We start from the raw sequence: 24,506 nt of genomic DNA, 5'->3' as shown, positions 1-24,506 counted from the left end.
CACGCCGTCAGTGCGTCGGAGGCTCCCCCGCGGTGCCATGCCACGCATTCCACAGTCCCGCGTACTCGCCGCCCAGCGCCACCAGCTCGTCGTGCGAGCCGGCTTCGGTGATCCGGCCGTCGCGCATGACGACGACCCGGTCGGCATCGCGCGCGGTGTGCAGACGGTGCGCGATCGCGATGACCGTGCGGCCTTCCAGAACACGATCGAGCGCGCGTTCGAGTCCGCGGGCGGCACGAGGATCGATCAGCGAAGTCGCTTCGTCGAGCACGAGCGTCTGCGGGTCCAGCAGTACGAGCCGCGCGAGTGCGACCTGCTGGGCCTGGGCGGGCGTGAGCACGACTCCGCCCGAGCCGACGCGCGTGTTGAGCCCCTGCGACAGGGCACGCAGCCAGCCGGCCGCGCCGACGACCCGCAGCGCCTCGATCAGCTCGGTCTCCAGCGCCTGCGGAGCGGCCAGCCGCAGGTTGTCGGCGAGCGTGCCCACGAACACGTGCTGCTCCTGGGTCACCAGGGCGACACGCTCGCGAAGCTCCGGGATCGGCAGTCGGGTCAGTTCCACCCCGCCGAGCTTCACCCTGCCCGAGGTCGGCGCCGCGATGCCGGTCAACAAGCGGCCGAACGTCGACTTGCCCGACCCGGAGGGGCCCACGATCGCGATCCGCTCTCCCGGCGTCGGAGCAAGATCGACCCCGTGCAGCACCTCGGTGCCGTCCCGGTAGAAGAACCGCACGTCCTCGGCGACGAGCCGGTCGCTCTGCGGGCGCGCGTCACCGGGTTCGCGGTCGGCCGGTACCTGCTCCACGCCGACGATGCGTGCGAGCGCCGTCGTGCCCACCTGGATGCGATCCATCCAGGTCACCAGCTCCTCGACCGGACCAGCCAACTGCATGGAGTACAGGGCGATGGCCGCGACCTGGCCGGCGGTGGCGATACCTCCGCCGATCATGATCCCTCCCACCAGCAGGACCAGCACCACTGGGAGCAGCAGGCCCAGCGTCGTCACCGGATACCAGACCGACCGCAGCCCCAGCGTGTACCACTCGGCGTTGCGCCGCTCCAGCAGCGCGTCGTCGATCTTCCGTCGTTGCGCCTCGGCGAGGTCAAGCGCATCGATCGTCTGCGCGCCCTCAACCGTCTCGCCAACCACACCCACGAGCCGCCCGTACGATGCGAGCTGCCGCCGATAACCGGCCTTGGACCGCTTCATGTACCAGCGGGTACCCGCCCACAGCAGAGGTGCCCCGGCGAGCAGCACCAACGCCAGCAGCGGATTGACGAACGCAGCGGCCAGGGCCGTCAGGATCGCCGTGACTCCGGTGATGAGCAGACGGGGCACGCCGAAGCGCACGATCTGCGCGACCGAGTCGATATCGCTCGTGGTCCGGGACAGCAGGTCGCCTGTGCCGGCAATCTCGACGGTCGACAACGGCAGTGCCAGAACGGACTCGAGGAACCCTTCACGAAGTCGAGCGAAGACCGTCTCGCCCAGACGCAGCGATGCCAACTGAGCGAAGCGCGTCAGGATCGCCTGCGCGACCACGGTTGTCGCCAGGATCACGAGCGCGAGGTCGACGGTGGCTGCGTCCGCGGCGCCCCGCGTCATCGCATCGATGAGGCGACCGATGATGAGCGGTCCGGCCAGTCCGGTCAGCGCCGCAACGATCTGCAGCATCACGACGACGGCCAGCTGCAGACGATGGCGGGCGATCAAGCGACCGATCGTCGTCCGCAGGGCACGTCCGTCGGCGATGGGCAGCAACATCAGTTCTTCTCCCTGGGCGTGTCCTGCGTGGGAATCGCCCCAGTGGCCACGGCCTGCTTCCACGCGAGATCGATGGCTCCCGTCCACGCCGGATCCCGGCGCGGCTGCGCGGGCGGCTCGGCCTCGTTCACGGTGCGTGCCACGATCGAGCGGTAGACCTCTGCGGCGTGGTCGGTGCGATGCAGCAGATCATCGTGGGTGCCAGTGCCAATCACGACGCCGCCGCTCATGACATGGATTATGTGCATCTGGCCGAGCACCAGCGGGCTCTCGGTGACGATCACCGTGGTCCGGCCGTCACGCGCGCGGCGCAACCGGCGGGCGATTACAGCCTCGGTATTGGCGTCCAACGCGCTGGTTGGCTCGATCAGCACCAGCACCTCCGGGTCCAGCGCGAGCACCCGTGCCAGGCTCAGTCGTTGACGCTGACCCCCGGAGAACACGCTCCCGCGCTCGGGGACGTGCTCATCGAGACCGGCGGGGAGGGCGTCGATCGCGTCGCGGGCGGCCGCGGTCTCCAACGCGCGATCCAGTGGTCCGTCCGCAGGCATCGGCGCGTGCCCGCGGCTCACGCCGCGCACGTCGAGGCCGTCCCGCAACGTGCCGGCGAAAAGATGCGGCGTCGCGCTGCTGACCACGATGCGCTCGCGGATGTCGTGGACGCGCACCCGCGTGTGGTCGATGCCGCCCCACAGCACGGGGGCGTCGCGATGCACGCTGTCGTCGAACCGACCCAAGCGCACGGCCACGCGCGCGGCAGCGCTCGGGTCTTCGGCGACCAGAGCCGTGAACAGGCCACCGGCGATCTCCACCCCGGAGGCCACATCCCTGATCTCCACGCCGGGCGCGGGTGGCGGAACCGGGTCGACGGGGTCGGTGACCGCGCGCTGCACGCCGAGCACCTCCAGCACGCGCCCCACCGCCACGAATCCGCGGGAGAACGCCATCGCCGCCTCCACGGAGGTGCGCAACGGGATGAGCAAGAAGACGGAATACCCGTAGAACGTGACCAGCTCGCCCGCACTGATCTGACCGGCCAGCACGAGTCGCGCGCCGAGCCACACCACCGTCGCGATGAAGAGCCCGGGCAGCAGCACCTGGAGCGCGTCCAGCCACGATGACAGGCGGGCGACAGCCACGCCACGGCGACGCAGCTCCTCAGAGTGCGTCACATATCGGGCGAGGAACTCCTCCTCGCCCCCGATTCCGCGCAGCACGCGCAGCCCGACGACGGTGTCGGTCGCCAGCTCCGCGAGCGTACCCTGCTCCCGCCGCCAAGCCAGTTGGCGTCGCTGCAGCGGCCGCAGGAACAAGGAGAGGATCGCCAGCAGCACTGGCATCCCGATCAAGACGAACAGACCCAGGGACACCGAGGTCAACATGGACACGACACCGACGGCGACGTAGGCGACCACGCCGCCGGAGAACCGGGCGGTGACGTCGAACATCTCGCCCACCCGCAGTGCATCGTTGGCGATGGTCGAGGCCACCTCGCCGGCCGAGGTGCCGGTGCTCATCGCGGTCCCAGTCTCCGCACTGTGATGTCCGATGATGCGGGACACAGACAGTGAGGACCGCAGCCAGTTCGACACGGCCATCCGGTGCCGCAGCACGGCGAAGCCCGCCTGCGCCACGGCGACCGCCGCAAGTCCCGCACACCACGGCAGCACACCAGCCAGCCCCGTCGCCGTGGCGGCGTCGATCGCGCGACCCAGGAACAACGGCCAGACCACCTGGCACAGCATCCAGAGGATGCCGAACGCGACGCCGCCCAGCAGCGTCCAGGGCTGACGTCCTGCCTGCCACAGCAGCAGACGCAGGGGCGAAGAGCCTACCGGCGGCGCGGTCATGGTGCGACGCGGACGACCAGGACATCGCGCGTGCCGTGCGGCGACACCTCGACATCCGCTCCGATCCAGCCCGCCACCATCGGGATCACCGACGCACGGATCGCGTCCTCTTCGGGGTTGTGCAGGCGCACCCGCACTCCGGCGGCGTCCGACGGCGCAAGCTCGGCCAGGAGTCGTCCGACCGGCTCCACGCGAAGCGGGGCCGAAGACGGCTGCAGGATCGCGTGGTGGTGGTGGCGGCCCTGCAACGGCTCGAGCAGGTCGCGACCGTACCGGAGAACGTCATGCGGCGCAGGGACGGCCGGCCGCAACCGGTAACGGAAGGTCCGATTGACCTCCTGCCGCGCCTGAAAGTTGGTGAAATGCAGGTTGTTCATCAACCAGCTGTACACGTGACCATGCGATGCGTGTAGCTTCCGCGCCCACTCTCCGGTGTGGATGCCGCCCAGCTGCACGAGCGGCGCGTCCCGCGTGCCCCACAGAATGCCGCCACTGTCGCCGCAGACACCGACGGCGTGCTGGATGCTGTACCAGTCCTTGCTCGTGTCCGGAAGCTGCTCGCTCTCGGCCGCGAAGACGGCGCCTGCCGTCTCAAGCAGGAACCGCGGGTCGGTCACCGCGAAAGGGAACACCACGAACACGCTCTCCGGAACGAATCGTTCGGACTTGTCCACGTGCACGTCGACATCGATGTCGGGAACGCCGTCAGCGATCGTCAGAGCGGCATGAGCGCTGAGGATGCCGGGGATCCCGGTACGCCATCGGATGCGCGTGGTCGCATCGCCGCGCTCGATGCGAACCGGACCGGCCCCGACCGCGAGCCGCCGCTCGAATTGGGGACCGGGATGGTCCGGGTGGAACATCTTGGGCGAGGTCGTGATCATGGGATGAGATGATCCCGCGCCGACGACGCCCACGACGACCGAGCCCAGGCCCCCCAGGGCATCCGGGTCGATGAGCTCGCGGCCGGTGGTCTCGTCTCGGAGCGAGACCACTCCGCCGCGGCGGGGATCGACCAGCACCGTGTAGCTGCCGGCGCGGAGGGGGCCTGTCGCATCCACCGGCTCCACGGACGCCGGCACGGGAAACGAGGCCACGGAGAACGCCGGAACCGCTGCGGGTACGCACACGCGACGGACGCCGTCGACCTCCACGTCGACGAGCTCGACACGATCGGTCTCCGTCGTGTTGACTACGACGATCCGCTCGGACTGCGCTGCACCCGCACCGGAATGGACGGCGCGATACCACCCTTCGATCGCGAGGTCGCGAGCGTGGTCGAACGCATCGTACGCGAACGCGGATTTCGCGTTGTGACTCGAATGGCTGAACGTCGAGTGCGGCTTCGAGTACGTCTCCCAGCTGCCCCAGGTGTGTTCGCCGTACAGCAGCAGCTGCTCGTCCACGTGCGCGAGCGCACGCTGCACCTCGTCGGCCGCGCGTAGCCGCACCGGACCTCGTCGATAGCCGAGCACCTCCGCCAGGGGGACATCGCGCTCACCCTGCAGTCGCGCAAGCGACAGAGTACCGCGCGCGAGGCGCGCGAATGTCCGCGCCTCGCGGTAGACAGCGACCTCGCGCGCTGTCGAACCATGACCGTGCGACCACCAGTCGGCCCACTCGCCGCGCACCGTCGGCAGCGTAAAGCCGGTCGACTCTCCCTCCAACTCGTCGAGCGCCTCGTCCATCGTCGCCGTGCGCATCGGGATGCCAGGATGCCGTGCGTTCCACGCCCGTACGATATCGAGGAAACGATCGGTCGGCCATCGGTTGTCGTTGGCCGCGTGCACCAGGGCGGTCGCCCACGGGTAGTCCGCGCGCGCGCCCAGCCGCTGCAGGAACCCCTCGATGCTGCCCATGGCAAGGGGCACGTCGCCGTCGATGATGCCCCACTCCTCACCGAATCCGTAGTGGGTGGACAGCCAGACGAAGACACTGCGCCCAGTCGGGGCGATCCAGCGGAAACCGGAGGGCTGCGTGAAGGGTGGCCGTCCGTGATCGGGATTCAACGCCATGACCAGCCGTGTGATGCCGGCGTCGAGCATCTGGTCGACGGTGCCCCAGGACAGCCCGTTGACGTCGCCGTGCTGCTGCGTCCGGATCGTCAGCCCGGCCTCCCGCAAGCCACCCAGCGCGTCGTACCCGACCGCATACTCGAAGGCGCTCGGCAACTGCGTCATGTTCAGATAGCCGCCAGTCACGCTGATCCGGCCGTCGTGGACCAGCCTGGCCAAGAGTCTGCGTCGCTCCGCCGGGGCGTCGCGCATGAAAGCGATGACCGGACGAGCGACCTCGAACGTCCAGCGGAAATCGTCGGGCCCGGCGGAGGGGGCACCGGCGAGGTCGAGGACGCGATCGACGATCCGTGCGTGCATCTCGTCGATGATGCGCGGGCTGTTCGTGTAGCCGACGTCATGGTGGGTGTGCGGAACCAGAAGGATCTGGCGAATGGACATGGAGACGATCTCTCGATTCGACGTTGCCGAGCAGTGCCGGTCCGGGGCCGTGCACAGGGGCGGGCGGCCACGGCCGCCCGCCCCTGTGCTGCGCGATTAGCCTTTGGTGGCGTTGTCGTACGCGCGCAAGGACGCTGCCTGCGCGTCCTTCAGCGCCTGATCCGTCGACTTCTCGCCGAGGAGGACGGAGGTGACGGCGTTGGCCAGCTCCTGCGTGATGGTCTGGCCCGCCGGCGACGAGCCGAAGGTCTTGCCATAGTCCAGCACGCCGTAGTACGTCTGGATGACCTGATCGAAGTCGGCGTTGCCCGACGGCTTGACGTATCCGTCGCGGATCTTTTGGTCGGCCTCCGGCGAACCGGTGAACAGACCGGTGTTGATACCGCCATTCTTCTTCAGGGTCGCCACGCGGGCCTCCTCGGCGGCGATCCAGGAGTCAAGGTTCGTGATCTCATCCATCCAAGCGCACGCGGCAACGGGGTTCTTCGCCCCAACCGGGATCGCGAACGACGTGCCACCGGCAACTGAGAACGGCTTGCCGTCGGAGCCCTTGAACGGCACCGCCTGCAGGTCGATCTTGTCGAGATACGGCGAGAGCACGTTCGGGTACCACTGCGCGTAGACGTCGGCCCCAACTTGCTTGGCCACGAACTGGTTGTTGTCGCCGAAGGCGTCGAACGAGTCCTTGAGGCTCTTGACCTTCGCGTAGCCTCCCTGGGCATCCATGATCTTCTTCAGAAGATCAATGCCGGCAGCATTCTTCGGGTCGTCGAGCGTCGGCTTACCGTCAGCGTCGGTAATCTGGCCGCCCATGCCCAGCACCCAAAGCCCGTCGTTGTTGGGGACGTCGGGATCCAGGCCCAAGGTGGTCGGCACGCCACCGGAGGCCTTGTACATCTTCGCGATGGCGGGCAGCAAGACATCCGGCTTCGAGGTGTCGATCTGGTCCGGGGTCACCCCTGCGGCCCTGAGCACGTCCATGTTGAGAAGGATTGCCGGCGGCTGGTAGAACTGCGGCGCCGCCCACACTTTGCCCTTGTATGTCACGTCGTCCACGACGTACGGGTACCACCGCTTCTGCGGGTCGACGCCACGCGCCTTGAAGCAAGCGTCCAGCGGCATCAGCAGTCCCTGAGCCGCGTACTGTGTGACGTTCGGACGATCCAGCTGGACGATGTCAGGCACGTTCCCGCTGGCCAGTCGCGTCGTGAACTTCTGCGGGTCAAAGCCGGAGCCGTCGATCTTCACGTCGACGCCCTTCAGCTGCGCCGCCGCATAGCCGAGGCGCGCCTTGCCCACATCATCTGCGTTGTTGAACGCCCAGGCGTTGAGGGTGCCGCTCGGCTTTGCGCTGTAGTCGACGTCAGAGCCACCGGTCTTGCCCGTGCCGCCGCCGGAGGAACAGGCTGTCAGCGTCATCGCTGCGACTGCCCCCAGAGCCAGCAGCCCGATCAGTTGCTTGCGCATTTCTTTCCTTTCCTGGACCGGTACACCGGCCATTCCACTCCATCGTGACCCAAATGTGGGAACCTTCCCACATCACCGTAGCGGTGAGCGATCGTCGGGAACAAGGTGTTTCCGCGAGTTTATGCGATTGTGATACTGCGAGACCTGACAACGATGCCAGTCCTGCGTCACCCCTTCCGGCCCGTCGTGGCGATCCCCTCGACGAAGTACCTTTGCCCGAAGGCGAACAGGATGAGCATCGGCAGGGTGACGATCAGCGACGCCACCATGACGTATTGGTAGTCTCCGTGGCCACCCGACGAGGGGTTGAACAGCGCCATCGCATACGAGATGCCCAGAGGCGCGGTGAAGCCGTCCGGCGTGCCGGCGTTCAGATAGATCAAGGCACCCTGGAAATTGTTCCAGCTGGCCTGGAATTCGAACAGCAGCACGATGATGAACGACGGGATCGACAGCGGCATCGCGATGCGCCAGAACAACCCCCAATAGCTGGCGCCGTCCAGCCGCGCGGCCTCGAACAGCTCTTTGGGCAGACCGAGGAAGAACTGTCGTTGCAGGAAGATATAGAACGCCGACCCGAACAGGTTGGCCGCCCACAGCGGCGCCCAGGTGCCCAGCAGCCCGATGTCCTTCCAGATGAGATAGATCGGGATCATCGTGACCGCGCCGGGGAGCATCATGGTGGCCAGCACCAGGCCGAACAGCATATTGCGGCCGGGGAATCGGAAATATGCGAATCCGAACGCGACGATGGAACTGGACACCGCGACGGCCACTGCGGCGAGGATCGCGATCCCGACGCTGTTGCCGATCCAGCTCAGCAGCGGCAGTTGGTCCCACACCGCGACATAGTTCCCCGGAGAGAACGTCTTCGGAATCAACCGGTTGTCGAACACCTCGCCACGCGGCTTGAAGCTCGCCGCCAGCAGCCAGATGAACGGATACAGGAACAGCAGCGACACGGCAACCCCGACCAGGGCGAGGATCAGCTTGCCTAGAAAGGTCTGCGGTGTGCGCAGCCACGCCGGCCGGCGCCGCTTCACCGGCGGCGTCAGCGCGGCCGCCTGCTCGGGCACTGCTTGCGCGAGCCCCGGGGTCTCTTGCCGCAACGACATCAGCGGTCTCCCTCGTAGTAGACGAACTTGCTGCTGAACTTCACCTGAATGGCGGTGACGATGAGGATGATCACGAACATCAGCCACGCCATCGCAGCGGCGAAGCCGAAGTTGAACTGCTGGAACGCCTGCTGGAACAGGTAGATGCCGTAGAACAGAGCGGCGTCCGGCGAACTCGTGCTCTGGTTGTTCCAGAACAGCACGAAGGCCTGGTCGAACACCTGGAACGCCGCGATCGAGAGCACGATCACGTTGAAGAACAGGGCGCCCGAGATCATAGGCAGCGTAATGGTCCAGAACTTGCGGAACGCGCCCGCCCCGTCGATCGAGGCGACCTCGTACAACTCGGTGGGCACGTTCTTCAGCGCCGCGAGGAAGATGACCATGGTCCCGCCGACGGCCCACAACGTCATGAGCACGATGCTCGGTTTGACCCAGGCCGGGTCCACCAGCCACTGCGGCCCCTGGATGCCGAGCAGACCCAGGAACTTATTGACCGCGCCGCTGTTGCCGTTCAGCAGGAGGAAGAACACCGAGGCGGTCGCCACTGCCGGAGTCATCTTGGGCAGATAGTAGACGGTGCGGAAGAAGCCGCTCGCACGGGTCATCTTATCCAGGAGCATCGCCAGCAGCAGGGCCACAATGATCTCCGCGGGAACGGCGATCACGGCGAAGTACAGGGTGTTGCCCAGCGACAGGATGACTTTCGGATCCTCGATCAGCTGCGCGTAATTGTCGAACCCGACGGGGCGAGAGGTATTCGTGGCGAGGTTGTAGTCGCTGAACGATATATAGAGGCTATACAGCATCGAGAAGGCGGTGAAGATGAGGAACCCGATGATCCACGGCGAGATGAACAGGTAACCTGCGATGGCCTCACGCTTGCTGTAGTGGTCCCGCACCCGTTTACGGCGGTGCCGACCTGGCGCGCCGGCCGTCGTCAGAGCCTCGGTCGTGACGACGTTCGCGCCGACGCTCACGGTCGGATCCTCACGGTTAGAGTCGTGCCCATGAGTGGTACCTCCGGCGTTGTCGATATAGTGTGGCATCGTTACCACATGGGTTGACTATAGAACGAGATCGCGGTGTTGGCAACAGGGTCGGTGACCGATCCGATCACGTCACAGACTGGACGACGGGGACCCCGAAGGACCCCGAACGAGGAGCGAGGGCAGCGGGTGGACGCCGAGATCATGGTGTACGCAGCGACGGCCGCCGGCGTGTGTGCGGCGGTCGCTGCCGCACGCGCGGGCGCCCAGGTGATTCTGGCCGAACCCGGCCACCACGTCGGCGGGATGACCAGCGGCGGGCTCGGCTACACGGATGTCGGCGATCCACGAACCCTCGGCGGCATGGCGGCCGAGTTTCGCCAGGCGGTGGCCGATCACTACGGCGTGCCGGTCGGGCACTATGCCGGCCCCGAGCCTCACGTCGCGGAGGCGATCTTTACGCGCTGGCTGGAAGCCACCGGGGTCCGCGTCGTCTTCGGGGTGTCGCTGGCAAGCGTGGAGGGCACCGGCCGGATCGAGGGCGTCCGCCTCCACGACGGCAGCACGATCCGGGCCGGGGTCTACATCGATGCTGGCTACGAGGGCGACCTTCTGGCCGCATCGGGGGTGCCCACCACGGTGGGGCGGGAGGGCCGCTCTCAATACGGCGAGCTGTTCGCGGGGCGGCAGGAGCTCCTGCCGGGCCGGCACGCGACACCACCGTGGATCTCGCCGTTCGTTGCTGACGTGAGGGGCATCCAGCAGGGCGCAATCCTCCCGCAGATCCGCGACGAGCCGCTCGCCGAGGTCGGTGCGGGCGATGGCGGCGTGATGTCGTACGGCTACCGGGTGTGCATGACCACCGCAGCCGACCGCGTACCGTTCCGACGCCGCGCGGGCTTCGACGACACGCACTGGGAGCTCGGACGACGCTTGTTCCACGCCGCCGAACGACGTGGCGACATCCGGCCGGCCGGGCACTATGTGGGGCTCGAACCGAACCTTCCCGCGGGCAAGGTCGACGGCAACTCGCTCGGCCCGTTCTCGTTGAACGTGCTCGAGGAAGCGCATGGGAGTATCCGACGGCATCCGCGGCCCGACGCGAACAGGTGCGCCTCCACCACCTCCGCCACGCCGAGGACTTCCTCTGGTTCCTCGCCAACGACCCCGGCGTGCCCGCGCCGGTGCGTACCGAGATGCAGCACTGGGGGCTGCCCCGCGACGAGTTCGCCGACACCGACCACTTGCCCCACCAGCTGTACGTGCGCGAGGCACGGCGCATGCTCGGCGAGTCGCTGCTGACCGAGCACGACCTGCGTGCGGGCCGACTGCCCACCGACGTCGTGGCGCTCGGCTCGTACCACCTCGACATCCGGGAGGTCCAGCGGGTCTGGCGCTGGGTGCACGAGCACCCGCGCCCGGTCGCCATGGTGTTCACCGAGGGCTATCTCTCCGTACCGGTGCCGGTATACGGCATCGGATACGGGGCGCTGTTGCCGCGGCGCGACGACTGCCGCAACCTCTTGGCGGCCGTGTGCGTCTCGGCCTCGCATGTGGCGTTCTCATCGATCCGCATGGAGCCGCAGTATCAGATGCTCGGACAGGCCGCGGGAACCGCCGCCGCGCTCGCGACACGCCGGGGCGTCGACATCCATGACATCGACATCGCAGAACTGCAGGACCGGCTGCGCGCGCACGGCGCGGTGCTGTCAGTCTGAGCCGTGTCCGGCCTTCCCGCCCGTTGGATGCGGCGGTTGTTAGCGGGCGGCTATCGACACGGTCAGCCCTCGCGCGCGCAGCGCAGCGACGATTGCGACGTCGGCGCGTGCGTCGGTGACTACGACGTCTGCGATGGCGGTGTCGGCGATCCGTAGCGGGGCGCGTGCGCCGAGCTTCGCACCGTCGGCGACGACGACGACGCGTTCCGCCTGCGCGGCCAGGATCCGCTTGATGGCGGCATCCAGCGCGTTTGTCCCCCAAAGCCCATCGGCCGTCAGCGCGGTCGCCGACAGAACGGCGACATCGGTGCGGACGTTGCGCAGCATCGCCTCCGCGAACGGTCCGGCGAACGCGCGCGTGTCGACCTGGTAATGCCCCCCGACGGCCACGAGCGACTCCGGGCGGCGTGAAGCGAGCGCGGTAATGACGGGCAGGGAATGCGTGACGACGGTCTCGGCCCGCAACAGCGGCGTCATGGCCGCGACGGTGGTCCCAGCATCCAGTGCAACCGTGCGACAGCCGGCAATCTCAGCGACGGCGGCCTCGGCAATGAGCCGCTTGTATGATCCGTCCACCTCGTCGCGCCGTTCGAAGGGCATTCCTGCGCCAACGGGCGCTGCTCCTCCGGCGACCCTGCGCACGCGGCCGTCCACCTCCAAGAGCCGAAGGTCTCGGCGAATCGTCATCTCCGAGACACCCATCCGAAGCGCGGCGTCGGCCGAGGAGACGTAGCCCTCGGAGGCGAGCAGCCGCTCGAGTTCCACCCTGCGCGCTGGGGCACTGGTGTAGCGCATGCTCTCATCCAAGCCAGTCCGGCAGCGGATGTCAATCTCTGAACATAATTGCCAAAATGTTCGATTTGTAACAGAATGGCGACGTGACGATCGCCCTCGGTCTCGACCTCGGCAGCACCACCACGAAGGCGGTGCTGGTCGACGTCGCCGACGGCTGTCGGGTGCTCCGGGTGGGCCGGGCCGCGACGCCCGACGACGTGCCGGCCCTGCGCGACACCGTGGGGCGCCTTCTGCGAGATATCGCCGCCGATGCCCAGGTCGCAGCCGTGGGCATCGCCTCGATGGCCGAGACCGGCGTCGCCCTGGACGAGGACGGCACCGCGCTTACCCCCCTGCTGCGCTGGGACCGCACACACACGCACGCCGCACATGCACGACTGCGGACGCGTCACCCGCATCTGCCCGAACGCACCGGGATCCCCGACACCCCCAAGCCGGCACTGGTGGTCCTGCACGGACTGCGCGAGAGGGCGCCCGAGGTACTCACACGGATGCGGCGATGGCAGGGCGTCGCCGACCTCGCCGCCGCTGCGCTCACCGGTGCGCACGCCACAGATCACACGCTGGCCGCCCGCACGATGATGCTCGATCCGGACGCGCCCCAGCGGCGCTGGGATGCCGCACTGCTGGCCGAACTCGGCCTCGCGCCGGAAGTGCTGCCAGGCATCCTCGCGCCCGGCGAACCCGCGGGCCGGGCCGGCGGCGCCTTCGGCCTGCCAGCAGGCGTACCGGTGTACATCGCTGGCCACGACCATGCCGTGGGGGCATGGGCGGCCGGAGCGCGGCAGGTCGGCGACGTCGCCGATTCGCTCGGCACCGCCGAGGCCGTCATGGCCATCACCGAGCACGTGGACACCGCCGCCGCCGTGCGCGACGGCTTCAGCGTCGGCCGCACCGTCGACGACCTCCACGCCACGGTCATGGGCGGGAATGCGGCGTGCGGCGCGCTGCTCGTGCAGTGGCCGGACTCACCGCTGCCGACCCTCGCCGCACAGGGCACGGACACCTGGTCGACGAGCCCCGTGACCGTGCTGCCGTATCCGCGCGGCCGGCAGTGCCCACATCCGAACCCCAATGCCCACCTGCGCGTTCTTGGCACGCCGATTGAAACCGGCGACCTGGAGCGCGGCATCCTCCAATCGCTCGTGCTGCACTCCCGCTGGATGCGCACCGCCATGCAGCGGCACACCGGTATGGACGCCGACCGCATCGTCCTTTTCGGCTCGCTGACCGAACGAATCCCAGCATGGGCACCGCTGACCGCAGCCGCCGGCAGGGCGCACGTGCGCCGCTGCACGGCGACCGAACCCGTGGCCGCCGGGGCTGCCCTGCTCGCCGCTGTGCGGGCGGGGCTGGCCGCCGACACCCTGGTCCTGGACACCGTCGAGAGCACGCCCAGCGCCTCCGACGGCCTCGAGGCCGCGTACGACCGATTCCTCGCTGCGGCGCTCGATCCGTAGCATCCATCCCTTCCGAAGGAGAGAAATGACGACCCTCGATGCCATCGCCCGCCCCACGGGCACGTTCGCCATGGTGGCAATGGACCAGCGCGAGAGCCTGCGACACATGTTCGACCTCGCCGGACGCGGGCGTCCCGCCGACGACGTGCTCATCGATTTCAAGGCCGCCGTGGCCGCCGCGCTCGGCCCGCTCGCGTCGGGCTTCCTGATCGACCGACACTACGGCTTCGAACGCGTCCGCCGCGTCCTCCCGGCCTCGGCGGGGCTGATTCTGGCCGCTGACGCGCTGGATCAAGCCGACGGCGGCCCTGTCGAAGAGACCGAGATCGACGACGCGGTAGCCGGCGCCGCCCTCGACGGCGTCGCGGCGCTGAAGCTGCTCATTATCTGGCGGCGTGACGAGCGCCGCCCGGAGCGCGTCGCCCTCGCCGAGCGGTTTATCGCCCTCGCCCGGCAGCGCGGCGTGCTCTCGGTGTTGGAGCCGGTCGTGCGCATTGCTCCGGACGAGGAGGACCAGGACCGGGATGCCGCGATCCGGGAGGCCGCACGCGAGCTCGCCCCGCTGCGACCCGATCTGTACAAGGCCCAAGTGCCGTTGGCAGGCGAAGGCGACGAGCACGAGCAGCGCACCGCCAGTGCGGCCCTGAACGAGTGCATGACCGGACCGTGGGTCGTGCTGTCGCAAGGCGTCGCACAGCGCCGGTTCGAGGCGGCCGTGCGCGCGGCCTGCCTCGAGGGCGCCAGCGGCTTCCTCGCCGGGCGCGCGCTGTGGAGCGACATCGTCGGCAGCGACGATGTGCCCGGCCGGCTGCGCGAGCGCTCCGTGCCGCGCCTGCAGTCGCTGATCGACACCGTCGACGCGGCGGCCCGCCCGTGGAGCGCGGCATGAGGGTCGGCATCCTGCACACTGTCCCGGGCCTGGCGGTGGTCTTCCACGACCTGCTGCTCTCGCGCCGTGCTGACCTGGACATCGTCCACGTGGTCGATCCCGCGCTGCTGGCCGAGGCCGTCGCCGCTGGCCAGGTCACCGATCGCGTGCGTGCCAGCGTCGCCGGCCACCTCGACGCCTTCATCCGCGCCGGTGCCCAGGCCGTGCTGGTGACCTGCTCCTCGATCGGCGAGGCAGCGGAGGATGCCGCGGCCATCACCGGCGTGCCGCTGACCCGCGTTGACACCGCCATGGCGCGCACGGCCATTGGGCGCGCCATGGCGGCCGGCGCATCCCACGGCCGGCCCGGCCGCGTCGCCGTGCTGGCCACCCTGGCCGCCACACTGGGGCCGACACAGCGCCTCGTGGAGCGCTTCGTACCCGGGCCGGACGCCGTGACCGTGACGGCGACCGTGGTGCCCGGCGCCGCCGACGCGCGCGCGGCGGGCGATGCCACCCGGCATGACGCGCTCATCGCCGCGGCGCTGCGCGCGGTCGATGCCGACGTGACGGTGCTTGCCCAGGCGTCGATGGCGCCGGCCGCCGGAGCCGACCCCCGCGTGCTGACCTCGCCGGAGTCGGGGGCCGCTGCGTTCGTCGACGGACTCGCCGCCATACGATGAGCGGCGTCTCCCTGCTCACCTACGCCGACCGCCTGGCCGGCGACCTGCGCGGGCTCGATCGTCTGCTCGATGAGGAACTGGCCGTGTTCACCGGCGTGCACATCCTGCCGTTCTTCTCGCCGTACGACGGCGACGACGCCGGATTTGACCCGATCGACCATCGCGCGGTCGACCCCCGGCTGGGCGGCTGGGACGACATCCGCGCGATCAGTGCGCACACCGACGTCACCGCCGACCTGATCGTCAATCACGTCTCCGCGCACTCCGATGAATTCATCGACTGGATCTGCAACGGCGAGCGCTCTGCGCACCACGGGATGTTCCTGACGTTCGACACGGTCTTCCCGGACGGCGCCCGCGAAGCCGACATCGCCGCGTTCTATCGGCCGCGGCCCGGCGTGCCGTTCACCCCGTATCGTTCCGGCGACGACGGCCGCCGACTGGTGTGGACGACGTTCATGCCGACTCAGGTCGACATCGACGTGCGCCACCCGGCGGGTATCGCCTATCTCGAGCGCCTCGCAGACGCGCTTGCCGCCGGCGGTGTCTCGACCGCGCGGCTGGACGCCGTGGGGTACGCGGTAAAGACGCCGGGCACCGACTCGTTCATGACCGATGACACGCTGGCCTTCGTCACACAGGCAACCGCCCTGATCCGTGCACGTGGGATCCGAGTGCTGGTCGAGGTGCACGCGCACACCGATCAGCAGCGCCGGATCGCGCCCCTGGTCGACCTGGTCTACGACTTCGCGACGCCGCCGCTGCTGCTCCACTCGCTGGCCACCGGCACCGTGGACCGGCTCGCGCAGTGGCTGGCGGTGCGCCCGTCCAACGCCGTGACCGTGCTGGACACCCACGACGGCATCGGCGTCATCGATGCGGGACCGGCCGCCGGCCGCGCCGGTCTCCTCAGCGAGCAGGAGATGGCCGACGTGTTCGCCCGCGCGGCGGTCGCGACCGATGGGCACTCCACAGCTGCGTCGGTCACTCCCACCTGGGCGAGCATGCCGCACCAGATCAATGCGACGTTCTTCAGCGTATTGGGCGCCGACCCGCGCCGCATGCTGCTGGCCCGGGCACTGCAGATCTTCATTCCCGGGGAGCCGCAGTTCTACTATGTGGGGCTGCTGGGCGGAGAGGACGACCGCGTGCAGTTCCTCCGCACCGGCCAGGGCCGCGACGTGAACAGGCACCGCTACACGCCCGACGAGGTGCGGCGGGCGCTGGATACCCCGGTCACCCGCGGCCAGCTGCAACTCGCCGCGCTGCGCCGACATCCAGCGTTCGACGGCTCCTTCTCGTGGTCGACCCCCGACCCTGCGTCCTTATCGCTGCAGTGGCGTAACGGGCTGCATGAGGCCGGCCTGCGTCTGCGCGTGGACGACCCCTCGTTCGAGATCGTCGTGGACGGTGTCCGTCACCCGCTCAGCGACTGAGCAGAGCATCGGCGAGGGTGCGCACGACATCGACGGCGACCTTCGCCGGGTGCCCTGCCGCCGCATCCAGCGCCTGCGTGACCGCCTCGACGGACACGCCCGGTTCACCACTCAGAAGGCGCACGGCGGCAAGGCCGGCGCGGCCCACAGCACCGGCGGCATCCAGCCACGGCCGCAGCGCCCGCATCAGGTCGGTGTCGCCGCGCATGTCGCCCAGCGCCGCCAGCTCGGCGAGGCGCGCACGCAGCGGTTCGATACGGCCACCGGAAAGCGCGACCTCGGTCAGCGCGGACAGCTCCGGATCCATCGGCGCAGACGGCGGCCACGACGACAGCGTGCGCACGAGCGGTGCCAGGCGCTCATGGTCGGCGCCGGCCACCAGCGGCAGCGCGGCGCGCGCCGAGCGGGCCGGATCGTAGCCGACGGGGTTCCACGCCCAGTCCGCGAACGTGGCCAGCGCGAAAGCGCTGGGCGCGCACTCCACCATCGGGTTCGCCCACGCGCCGCGCAGGGCAGAGCCCGCCAGGTGCGTGGTGCGTCCGGTCAACGGGCCAAGAAACGCACGGCCGCGGTCGAAATCGTTGACCGGATAGTTGTCCCACAGGGCGAGGCGGTCGCCGAACACCGCACCGGCCTCGTCGATGTCGGCGCGCGTGACCTCTCCCACCACGATGTCGCGGCCGGTCCACCAGGTCAGCACGTCGCGCGGCAGGTCGCGCACGAACGCCCGCCGGTAATCGGTGAGGTCGACCCCCGCATAGTCGGTGGGCACCACCAACGGCGCGGGCACGCCAACGGGTGCCGCTCGCGCGAACCGCACCACGGCCTCGGCGTGGGCGGTGCCCAGACCTGCCGCGCCGGCACCGAAGCGCGCAGCATCCGCGGCATGAACGAGCGCCGCGGGCACGTCGTCGAACAGCAGGGCGAAGCGACGGATGCCGGTGGTCGCCACCTGGCGCGACTTGGCCGCCAGCAGCTCGTGCTCGGCGTCATCGGAGAACCGCATCGATCCCGCCGGGTGCAGCGCGAACACGAAGCTGATCCCGGATCCGGCCGCCGATGCCGCCAGGCGCGCGAGCCGCGCGAGATCGGCGTCCGGATAGGGCTCGCGCCAGCGCTCGCGGTGATACGGATCGTCCTTCGGCGCATACACATAGGAGTTCAGCTTCACCCGGCGGGCGAACCCGAACATCGCGATCCGTTCCGCGTCGCTCCACGGCTCACCGTAGAACCCCTCAATGATGCCACGGTGTGCGAGCGCGGGGGCGTCGACGATCGACACGTCGGGCACATGGCCTTCGGCGTCGGCGAGCCCTCGCAGCGTCTGGCGGGCATGGTCCGCGCCGCGCGCCGTCGATGAGGTGATCCTGGCGCGGCCGCCGACCACGTCGAGTCGATACGCCTCCGGTCCAAGAGCCGGCTCGTGCACGTGCTCTCCGCCGGGCAGCACGTCGGGCATCGCAGTACCTTGTGCCGCCATTGCCCGAACAGGCAGCGGGACCAGGCCGGCCAGGGCATCAGAGAGCGACCGCGTGGGCACATGGGAACGCTACCACACTGGGAACGTGGCCACATAGGATATGGTCGTGGCCCGACTACCTCTGTCGCTGACGAACACGGACGAGCGTACGACGATAACCGGCGCGTCCTATGCCCTCACCTGGTCAACCGGCCCCCGTGGCGTCGTGCGCTCGCCGTACTTGGAGCTGCGCGACCGGCGCGGCGACCGCTGGACCCGGCTGTGTGTGCTGTCCAGCGTCCACACCACGCAGTCGCCCGACGAGACCACGTCGATCGACGAGCCCGCCGTGACCCGCGACGGCGACGACGTCGTCGTCCGGGTGCGCACCTCGTCAAGCCACTGGGCCGCGCGCACTCTCGAGGTGCGATGCACGCCCGACGCCATCGAACTCACCCTGGTCGCCGTCGGCTCCGGCGACCTCACCGACGTGACGGTCGCCGGAGGCGACGGCATCCTACCCACCGGCGCATCGGGCACGTTCCGGTCGTCGATCGACGCGGCATCGCTGTACGTGCCCACCCCCACCGAGCCGGTGGCGTTCATGCGCCCCGCGACACAGGCGGCATCGCTGGGCGTCGTCGGAGACGCCGACCCCGGCCGCGTGCACGGCATCTTCTCCCCGCCGCCGCTGACCCTGGCCTGGTCGCGTGCGGCGGCGGAGGGGCCGCTGGATCCCCCCGACGGCCCCTGGCTCGCGATTTCACTGCGCGCCCCGGTCGACCAGCTGCGGTTCACCGCGCTGCGCTACGAGCCACTGGACGGCGGATTCCTGCTGCGCCTGCCGTACGAGGGCCACACAGTGGTCGACGACACCTGGAGCTCCCCCACCGTCGTGCTGCGGCCGGTGGACGGTGCGCACCACGCCCTCACCGCGTTCCGCGACGACCTGGTCGCGCACGGCCTCGCACCGTCGCACGGTCCGCACGTCGAGCCGTGGTGGCGGCAACCGCTGTTCTGCGGCTGGGGCGCGCAGGTCGCACGCGGGGGCGCTCCCGCGCCGGACCTGTGCACTCAGGAGCTGTACGACGAGTTCCTCGAGATCCTGCACACGGCCGGCCTCGCGCCGGGGACGATCGTCGTAGACGACCGCTGGCAGCACGAGTACGGCACGGCAGAGCCCGACCCGCAGGCGTGGCCCGACCTGCGCGGGTGGATCGCGCAGCAGCACGCCGGGGACCGGCGCGTGCTGCTGTGGTGGAAGGCCTGGGACCCGGCAGGCCTCCCCGCCGAGGAATGCGTGACGGATGCCGCGGGCCGACCCATCGCCGCGGATCCCGGCAGCCCCGCCTACCGGGCGCGCCTGCGCGCGATCGTCGCGCGTCTGATCGGTCCCGATGGGCTGGATGCGGACGGATTCAAAGTCGACTTCACCCAGCGCGCACCCAGCGGACGGACGCTGCGGACGGCCCCAGACAGTGATGGGGTCTGGGGGATCGCCGCACTGCACAGGCTCGTCGCCGAGATCCATGGGGCGGCCAAGGCCGCCAAGCCCGATGCCCTCGTGGTCACCCACACCGTGCACCCGTCGTTCGGCGACGTGACCGACATGGTCCGCACCAACGACGTGCTCGAACGCGACACGACCGGGGAGCCGGTGCCGGCGGCCCTGCAGCTGACGGCACGTCACGCGATCGTCTCCGGTGTGCTCCCGCATCATCCCATCGACACCGACCAGTGGCCGATGCCCAGCCGTGCGCAGTGGTTGGACTACACGCGGTTACAGCCGACACTGGGTGTGCCGGCGCTGTACTACCTCGAACGCGTGCGCGAGGACGAAGCCATCACCGCAGACGACCTCGCCGAGGTCAGAGCATCGTGGGACGATTATCGAAAGGCCCTGGGATGACCCCTGTCGAGATCGCACGCGGCGTCTGGCGTATCGACGACACCTGCGCGGTGTACCTCATCGTCGATCCGACTGCGGCCGCCGGTGAGCGCGACGCGATCGCGATCGACTTCGGCTCCGGCCTGGCGCTCGATCACCTGGCAGGCCTCGGCATCCGCTCAGTCACCGACGTGCTCATGACCCATCACCACCGCGACCAAGGCCAGGGCCTGCCGCTGGCCGTCGCGCACGGCTCGCGCATCCATGTGCCGCCGGTCGAGGTGGAGCTGTTCGACCGCGTCGAGGAGATGTGGGCGAGCCGACAGCTCGACAACGACTACAACCTGCGGCAGGACCGCTTCTCGTTGCTGCAGTCCGTGCCGGTGCACGCGACAGTCCCCGAGTACCGAGAGCTGTCGCTGGATCCGGCGACGGTCCGCGTCCTGCCGACGCCCGGCCACACGATGGGCTCGGTCTCCTACCTCCTCGACCGCGACGGCCAGCGCATCGCGTTCACCGGCGATCTCATCTACGCGCCGGGCAAGGTGTGGTCGCTCGCCGCGACGCAGTGGTCATACACGCAGAACGAGGGGCCGGGGATGACCGTGCTCAGCAGCATCCTGCTCGATCGCGAGAAGCCCACGATGCTGGCACCGTCGCACGGCGACGTGATGCACGACCCGCATGAGGCACTTACCCAGCTGGGCGACGCGATGCAGACGTATGTCGACAGCCGGCGCTCGTACCCCTGGGCACTCACCGAGCGGTTGGACGATCCCTTCCTCGCCCTCACCTCACATCTGCTTCTCAATCGCACGTCGATGTCCTGCTCGTACGTCGTGCTCTCCGAGACCGGCGAGGCGCTCGTCATCGACTACGGGTACGACATGACGACGGGGATCGTCCTCGGCCAGGAGCGCGCCGCCCGGCGCCCCTGGCTCGCATCGCTGCCCGCACTGCGGCGCAACCACGGAGTGACCCGTATCACGGTTGCGCTGCCCACGCACTACCACGACGACCATGTCGCCGGTATGCCGCTGCTGCGCGAGGTTGAAGGCACCCGCCTATGGATCCCGGAGAACGTCGCGCCGACCCTGGCCGACCCGTGGCGGGAAGACCTGCCCTGCCAGTGGTACGACCCGATCGTCGCCGACCGCGTGCTGCCGCTGGACCGGCCGTTCGCGTGGAACGAGTACGAGTTCACTGCGCACGCGCAACCCGGTCACACGCTGTACGCCGTGGCCTACAGCGCCGTGATCGACGGCGTGACGGTCGTGTTCACCGGCGACCAGCAGGAGGGCCTGGGTGGGCGCGACGGCCGTCGGGACATCATGAACTACCAGTACCGCAACCTGTTCCGGTTGGGCGACTACCCGCGCAGCGCGGCCCTGTACCGCCGCATCGCGCCCGGCCTGATGGCGTCGGGGCACTGGGAGCCGCGGTGGGCGGATGCGGCTTACCTGGACTACCTCGTCGCCGTGGGCCAGGAGGTCGACGACGTGCATCACCGGCTGCTGCCGCTGGACGAGCTGGACATAGGCGTCGACGGTCAGGTGGCCCGCATCTCCCCCTATCGCTCACACGCACGCGTCGGCGACACGCTCGTCTACTCCGTGCATGTGCGCAACCCGCACGCAGAGGCCTGCGAGGCGCAACTGCGCTTGGCGCTGCCGATAGACTGGCGCTCGTCCGCCGGGGAGAAGACGGCGCAGCTGGGTCCAAACGAGGAGGCAACCGTGGAGTTCACCGTCGTCGTCGGCTCTGCGGGCCGACGACAGCGCCTCGCCGTCGACGTCACCGTCGGACACCTCCGGCTCGGGCAGCATGCGGAGGCCATCGTCGACGTCGCAGCGGTCGAGACATGACGCAGGAGCGCGCGTTCGCGCGTGCCACGATCAAGGATGTTGCGGCGGCGGCGGGGGTGTCGCGTTCGACGGCGTCGCGGGCGTTGTCGGGCAACGGCTATGCCGCGCCGGAGGTGCGCGAGCGCGTGCGCGCGGTCGCCCACGAACTCGGCTACGTCGTGGACACGACCGCGCAGAGCCTGAAACAGCGCACTAGCCGTTCGATCGGGGTGCTGCTGTCCGACCTGCGCAATGCGTTCTATGCCGAACTCGCCTCGGGGATCGGCGCCGAGGCACGCACGATCGGCCGCTCGATCGTGCTCGTCGACCTGCATGGCCAGTCTAGCGATGAGCTGGATGCTGCCGAGACCCTGGTTGCGTCCCGCGTCTCCGGGGTCATCGCCACACCGGTCTCGCCCGCGCTGGCCCCGTTCCTCGCGCGTCTAGGGGTGCCGCTGGTGGAGGTCGACCGACGCTTCGACCCTGCCGGGACCGACGCCGTGGTCGTCGATAATCGAGCGGCCGCCCGCGAGGCCACCGAGGTGCTCCTGGCGCTCGGGCACGAGCGCATCGCCCTCATGATCGATGAGACCGAGTGGACAACCGGCGCCGAGCGCCAACGGGGGTACCTTGACGCGCTCGAGGCGCGCCGCATCCGCTCCGATGCCTCGCTCATTCTGAAAGCGGGATGGGATGCCGCGGCAGCGGCGACCGCGGCGATAGCGCTGCTGTCCCGGCCGGGGGCCCCGACTGCCGTGTTCACCGCGAACAACGTGCTCACCGAGGGCGTATGGCGCGCGACCCAGGCGCTGAGGCTGTCGGTCCCCGACGACCTCAGCGTCATCGGATTCGACGACGCCCCGTGGATGAGCATGGTCCGTCCCGGCGTGTCCGTGCGGCATCAGGACACCCTTGGCCTCGGCGCGGCTGCCGTGCGCACGCTCGTGGCGCGGGTGGAATCGCCCAGCGCCCCCGTGCATACGATCGTGCTGCCCACCTCGTTCCTTGATCGCGGGTCGATCGCCGCGCCGCGGGCGACGGCACTCTGAATCCGCGTCGACTCTCGGTCGAATCCATCGAGATCACCCGACGGGGGCGGACCAGGCACGATGGATGAACGCGCGCCGACGTTGCGACGCGCGTGCGCGTCTCGCCACGGCTTCGGGGTCGACGACGCGCAACAGCCGCGAGCGCAGACTGCGCAGCAGGGCGGCGTGCGCGGGATCGCCGGCGAGGTCCCGGCGCTCACCGGGGTCGTCCCCGATGTCGTACAGATGCTCGTCGTATCCGTGGACCAGCGTGTACTTGTGAGTGCCGTCTCTCAGGAGGAAGCAGGGCGCGTGTACGCCTTCGCCGTGATATTCCGCAACGATGGGATGCCGGGGCACGGCGCCTCCGCGCAGAGCGGGCGACAGATCGACGCCGTCGAGTTCGGGCGGAACGGGTGCCCCGACGAGTGCGCTCAGGGTCGGAAGCAGGTCCACGAGGCTCACGGGCACCCGCGTGCGGATGCCGGGCACAACGCCCGGTCCGCCGATGACCAGCGGTACGCGCACCGAGCGCTCGTAAAAGGCCCTCTTCTGCAGCATCCCACGATCTCCGAGCATGTCGCCGTGGTCGCTGACGAAGACGACGATGGTGGCATCCGGACGCGGCAGCGCGGCGATGAGTTCGCCCACGCGCCGATCGAGTTCGGCGATCATCGCGTAGACGGTGGCGTACATCCATCGCAGGTTCTCCGGTGCCATGAACCGCTGCCGCACTTCGCGCGCGTAATGGAAGTCGTTGAGCCACCGGTCCATCGCGCCGGCTTCCGGCGCCGCCTCGGGGCGGAGCAGGGGCCGTGCCCCGCGGAACCGGGCGACCTCGTCGTCGGGCGCCCAGAACGGATTATGGGGCGCGTGGTACGAGACGACGGCCAGAAACGGGCCATCGTGGTCCCTGCCCAGGTATTCGAGTGCCGCCTCATGGATGCGGGCGTCCCTCGCATCGTGCAACTCCCGGCTGTATCGCGTGCGGTACGCGCCCGACGACTCCTCCGCGACGTAGGAGCCGCCCATCATCTGCGGACTGTTCAGGTTGCCGGCGCTCGGCGTATCCCAGTCGTACGCGAGCGCATAGAGCTGCGGGTCGTAACCCCGGCTGTAGTCGGTATCCAACGCGATGCGCTCATCGAAACCGTGATGCTGGTCATTGCCGATGAAGTGCATCTTCCCGACGATCGCGGTGGCATAGCCAAGAGCCCGGAACGCGTGTGCAATTGTCGGATGCTCCGACGAGAACTCGCTCGCGTTGTCGAAGCAGTCCAGCCGACTGCCCAGTCGGCCGGTCATCATCGACGCACGCGACGGCGTGCACAGCGGTGCGTTGCACGACGCGTCGAAGCGCACGCCACCGGCGGCGAGGGCGTCGATGTGCGGGGTCGCACCGTTCGGATCGCCATAGGCGCCGACGAGGTCCGGCGGCAACGAATCACACTCGATCACCAGCACATCGGGCCGTCCCGGACCGTCCATCGCCCTCCTCGCCCTATGCTTTTCGGCCGTCACGATCATGCGGAGACGACATCCCGATGATAAGCGATATGGGATCGATTGCATATCGCCTCTTTGTGTGTCTGGCTGAACTCGGGGCTTGGGTGACCGAGCGACGCGTTCGTGATCACGACGCGCGCCGGCTTCTTCACCTTCACCCTCAGTTCGTCGATGCCATA

General features: G+C 69.1%; 17 protein-coding genes and 1 pseudogene. 9 read left to right on the top strand and 9 right to left on the bottom strand.

All coding sequences use genetic code 11. The features are described 5' to 3' along the window. Positions 1 to 7: 7 nt before the first annotated feature. From QU603_RS03260 to QU603_RS03235, 6 genes are all read right to left on the bottom strand, one after another. Complete coding sequence (locus tag QU603_RS03260; protein ID WP_308493058.1) at positions 8 to 1,765, bottom strand: ABC transporter ATP-binding protein; 1,758 nt, start codon at positions 1,763 to 1,765, stop codon at positions 8 to 10. Continuing rightward, a complete protein-coding gene (locus QU603_RS03255; RefSeq protein WP_308493057.1) occupies positions 1,765 to 3,615 on the bottom strand; it encodes an ABC transporter transmembrane domain-containing protein in 1,851 nt (616 codons plus the stop codon). Before QU603_RS03255 ends, QU603_RS03260 begins: the two co-directional genes overlap by 1 nt. Continuing rightward, complete coding sequence (locus QU603_RS03250; protein ID WP_308493056.1) at positions 3,612 to 6,071, bottom strand: glycoside hydrolase family 38 N-terminal domain-containing protein; 2,460 nt, start codon at positions 6,069 to 6,071, stop codon at positions 3,612 to 3,614. Before QU603_RS03250 ends, QU603_RS03255 begins: the two co-directional genes overlap by 4 nt. Before the next feature lie 96 nt (positions 6,072 to 6,167). Continuing rightward, positions 6,168 to 7,571: an ABC transporter substrate-binding protein gene (locus QU603_RS03245; RefSeq protein ID WP_308493055.1), complete on the bottom strand. Its 1,404-nt coding sequence runs from the start codon at positions 7,569 to 7,571 to the stop codon at positions 6,168 to 6,170. A gap of 134 nt (positions 7,572 to 7,705) precedes the next feature. Then, positions 7,706 to 8,653 (bottom strand): carbohydrate ABC transporter permease, encoded by a 948-nt coding sequence (locus tag QU603_RS03240; protein WP_308493930.1) that lies wholly within the window; start codon positions 8,651 to 8,653, stop codon positions 7,706 to 7,708. Next, complete coding sequence (locus QU603_RS03235) at positions 8,653 to 9,597, bottom strand: carbohydrate ABC transporter permease (protein WP_308493929.1); 945 nt, start codon at positions 9,595 to 9,597, stop codon at positions 8,653 to 8,655. Before QU603_RS03235 ends, QU603_RS03240 begins: the two co-directional genes overlap by 1 nt. 249 nt (positions 9,598 to 9,846) lie before the next feature. On the opposite strand from QU603_RS03235, the pseudogene QU603_RS03230 reads away from it, so the two are divergent. Then, positions 9,847 to 10,539: pseudogene (locus QU603_RS03230) on the top strand (FAD-dependent oxidoreductase); the annotation flags it as partial. Next, the gene (locus QU603_RS03225) at positions 10,494 to 11,360 is read left to right on the top strand and encodes an FAD-dependent oxidoreductase (protein ID WP_308493928.1); all 867 of its coding nucleotides are present in this window, start codon (positions 10,494 to 10,496) and stop codon (positions 11,358 to 11,360) included. The pseudogene QU603_RS03230 and the gene QU603_RS03225, both read left to right, overlap by 46 nt. Positions 11,361 to 11,399: 39 nt before the next feature. On the opposite strand, the gene QU603_RS03220 is transcribed toward QU603_RS03225, so the two are convergent. Beyond that, complete coding sequence (locus QU603_RS03220; RefSeq protein ID WP_308493054.1) at positions 11,400 to 12,155, bottom strand: DeoR/GlpR family DNA-binding transcription regulator; 756 nt, start codon at positions 12,153 to 12,155, stop codon at positions 11,400 to 11,402. An 83-nt stretch (positions 12,156 to 12,238) separates the two neighbouring features. Between QU603_RS03220 and QU603_RS03215 the strand changes: the two genes are divergently transcribed. The 4 genes from QU603_RS03215 to QU603_RS03200 are packed head-to-tail and all read left to right on the top strand — an operon-like array spanning position 12,239 to position 16,602. Further along, complete coding sequence (locus QU603_RS03215; RefSeq protein WP_308493053.1) at positions 12,239 to 13,615, top strand: FGGY family carbohydrate kinase; 1,377 nt, start codon at positions 12,239 to 12,241, stop codon at positions 13,613 to 13,615. Positions 13,616 to 13,640: 25 nt separating this feature from the next. Beyond that, on the top strand, positions 13,641 to 14,504 hold the full coding sequence (locus tag QU603_RS03210) for a hypothetical protein (RefSeq protein ID WP_308493052.1): 864 nt from the start codon (positions 13,641 to 13,643) through the stop codon (positions 14,502 to 14,504). Continuing rightward, entirely contained in the window at positions 14,501 to 15,166 is a 666-nt protein-coding gene (locus QU603_RS03205) for an aspartate/glutamate racemase family protein (protein ID WP_308493051.1), read from the top strand. Before QU603_RS03210 ends, QU603_RS03205 begins: the two co-directional genes overlap by 4 nt. After that, positions 15,163 to 16,602 (top strand): alpha-amylase family glycosyl hydrolase, encoded by a 1,440-nt coding sequence (locus QU603_RS03200; protein WP_308493050.1) that lies wholly within the window; start codon positions 15,163 to 15,165, stop codon positions 16,600 to 16,602. The genes QU603_RS03205 and QU603_RS03200 overlap by 4 nt, the downstream gene beginning before the upstream one ends. On the opposite strand, the gene QU603_RS03195 is transcribed toward QU603_RS03200, so the two are convergent. Next, on the bottom strand, positions 16,592 to 18,061 hold the full coding sequence (locus QU603_RS03195) for a beta-N-acetylglucosaminidase domain-containing protein (protein WP_308493049.1): 1,470 nt from the start codon (positions 18,059 to 18,061) through the stop codon (positions 16,592 to 16,594). The two genes, QU603_RS03200 and QU603_RS03195, sit on opposite strands and share 11 nt — an antisense overlap. 127 nt (positions 18,062 to 18,188) lie before the next feature. On the opposite strand from QU603_RS03195, the gene QU603_RS03190 reads away from it, so the two are divergent. The 3 genes from QU603_RS03190 to QU603_RS03180 are packed head-to-tail and all read left to right on the top strand — an operon-like array spanning position 18,189 to position 22,842. Then, on the top strand, positions 18,189 to 19,970 hold the full coding sequence (locus QU603_RS03190; protein ID WP_308493048.1) for a hypothetical protein: 1,782 nt from the start codon (positions 18,189 to 18,191) through the stop codon (positions 19,968 to 19,970). After that, entirely contained in the window at positions 19,967 to 21,814 is a 1,848-nt protein-coding gene (locus QU603_RS03185; protein WP_308493047.1) for an MBL fold metallo-hydrolase, read from the top strand. The genes QU603_RS03190 and QU603_RS03185 overlap by 4 nt, the downstream gene beginning before the upstream one ends. Next, a complete protein-coding gene (locus tag QU603_RS03180; RefSeq protein WP_308493046.1) occupies positions 21,811 to 22,842 on the top strand; it encodes a LacI family DNA-binding transcriptional regulator in 1,032 nt (343 codons plus the stop codon). Before QU603_RS03185 ends, QU603_RS03180 begins: the two co-directional genes overlap by 4 nt. 33 nt (positions 22,843 to 22,875) lie before the next feature. Here QU603_RS03180 and QU603_RS03175 read toward each other — a convergent pair whose 3' ends face one another. Further along, complete coding sequence (locus QU603_RS03175; RefSeq protein WP_308493045.1) at positions 22,876 to 24,309, bottom strand: sulfatase-like hydrolase/transferase; 1,434 nt, start codon at positions 24,307 to 24,309, stop codon at positions 22,876 to 22,878. Positions 24,310 to 24,506: the final 197 nt, after the last annotated feature.

Source organism: Microbacterium terrisoli, from assembly GCF_030866805.1.
Lineage (GTDB): Bacteria > Actinomycetota > Actinomycetes > Actinomycetales > Microbacteriaceae > Microbacterium > Microbacterium terrisoli.
The sequence above is the reverse complement of the archived record's forward strand: the minus strand, read 5'-3'. Positions and strand labels throughout refer to the sequence as shown.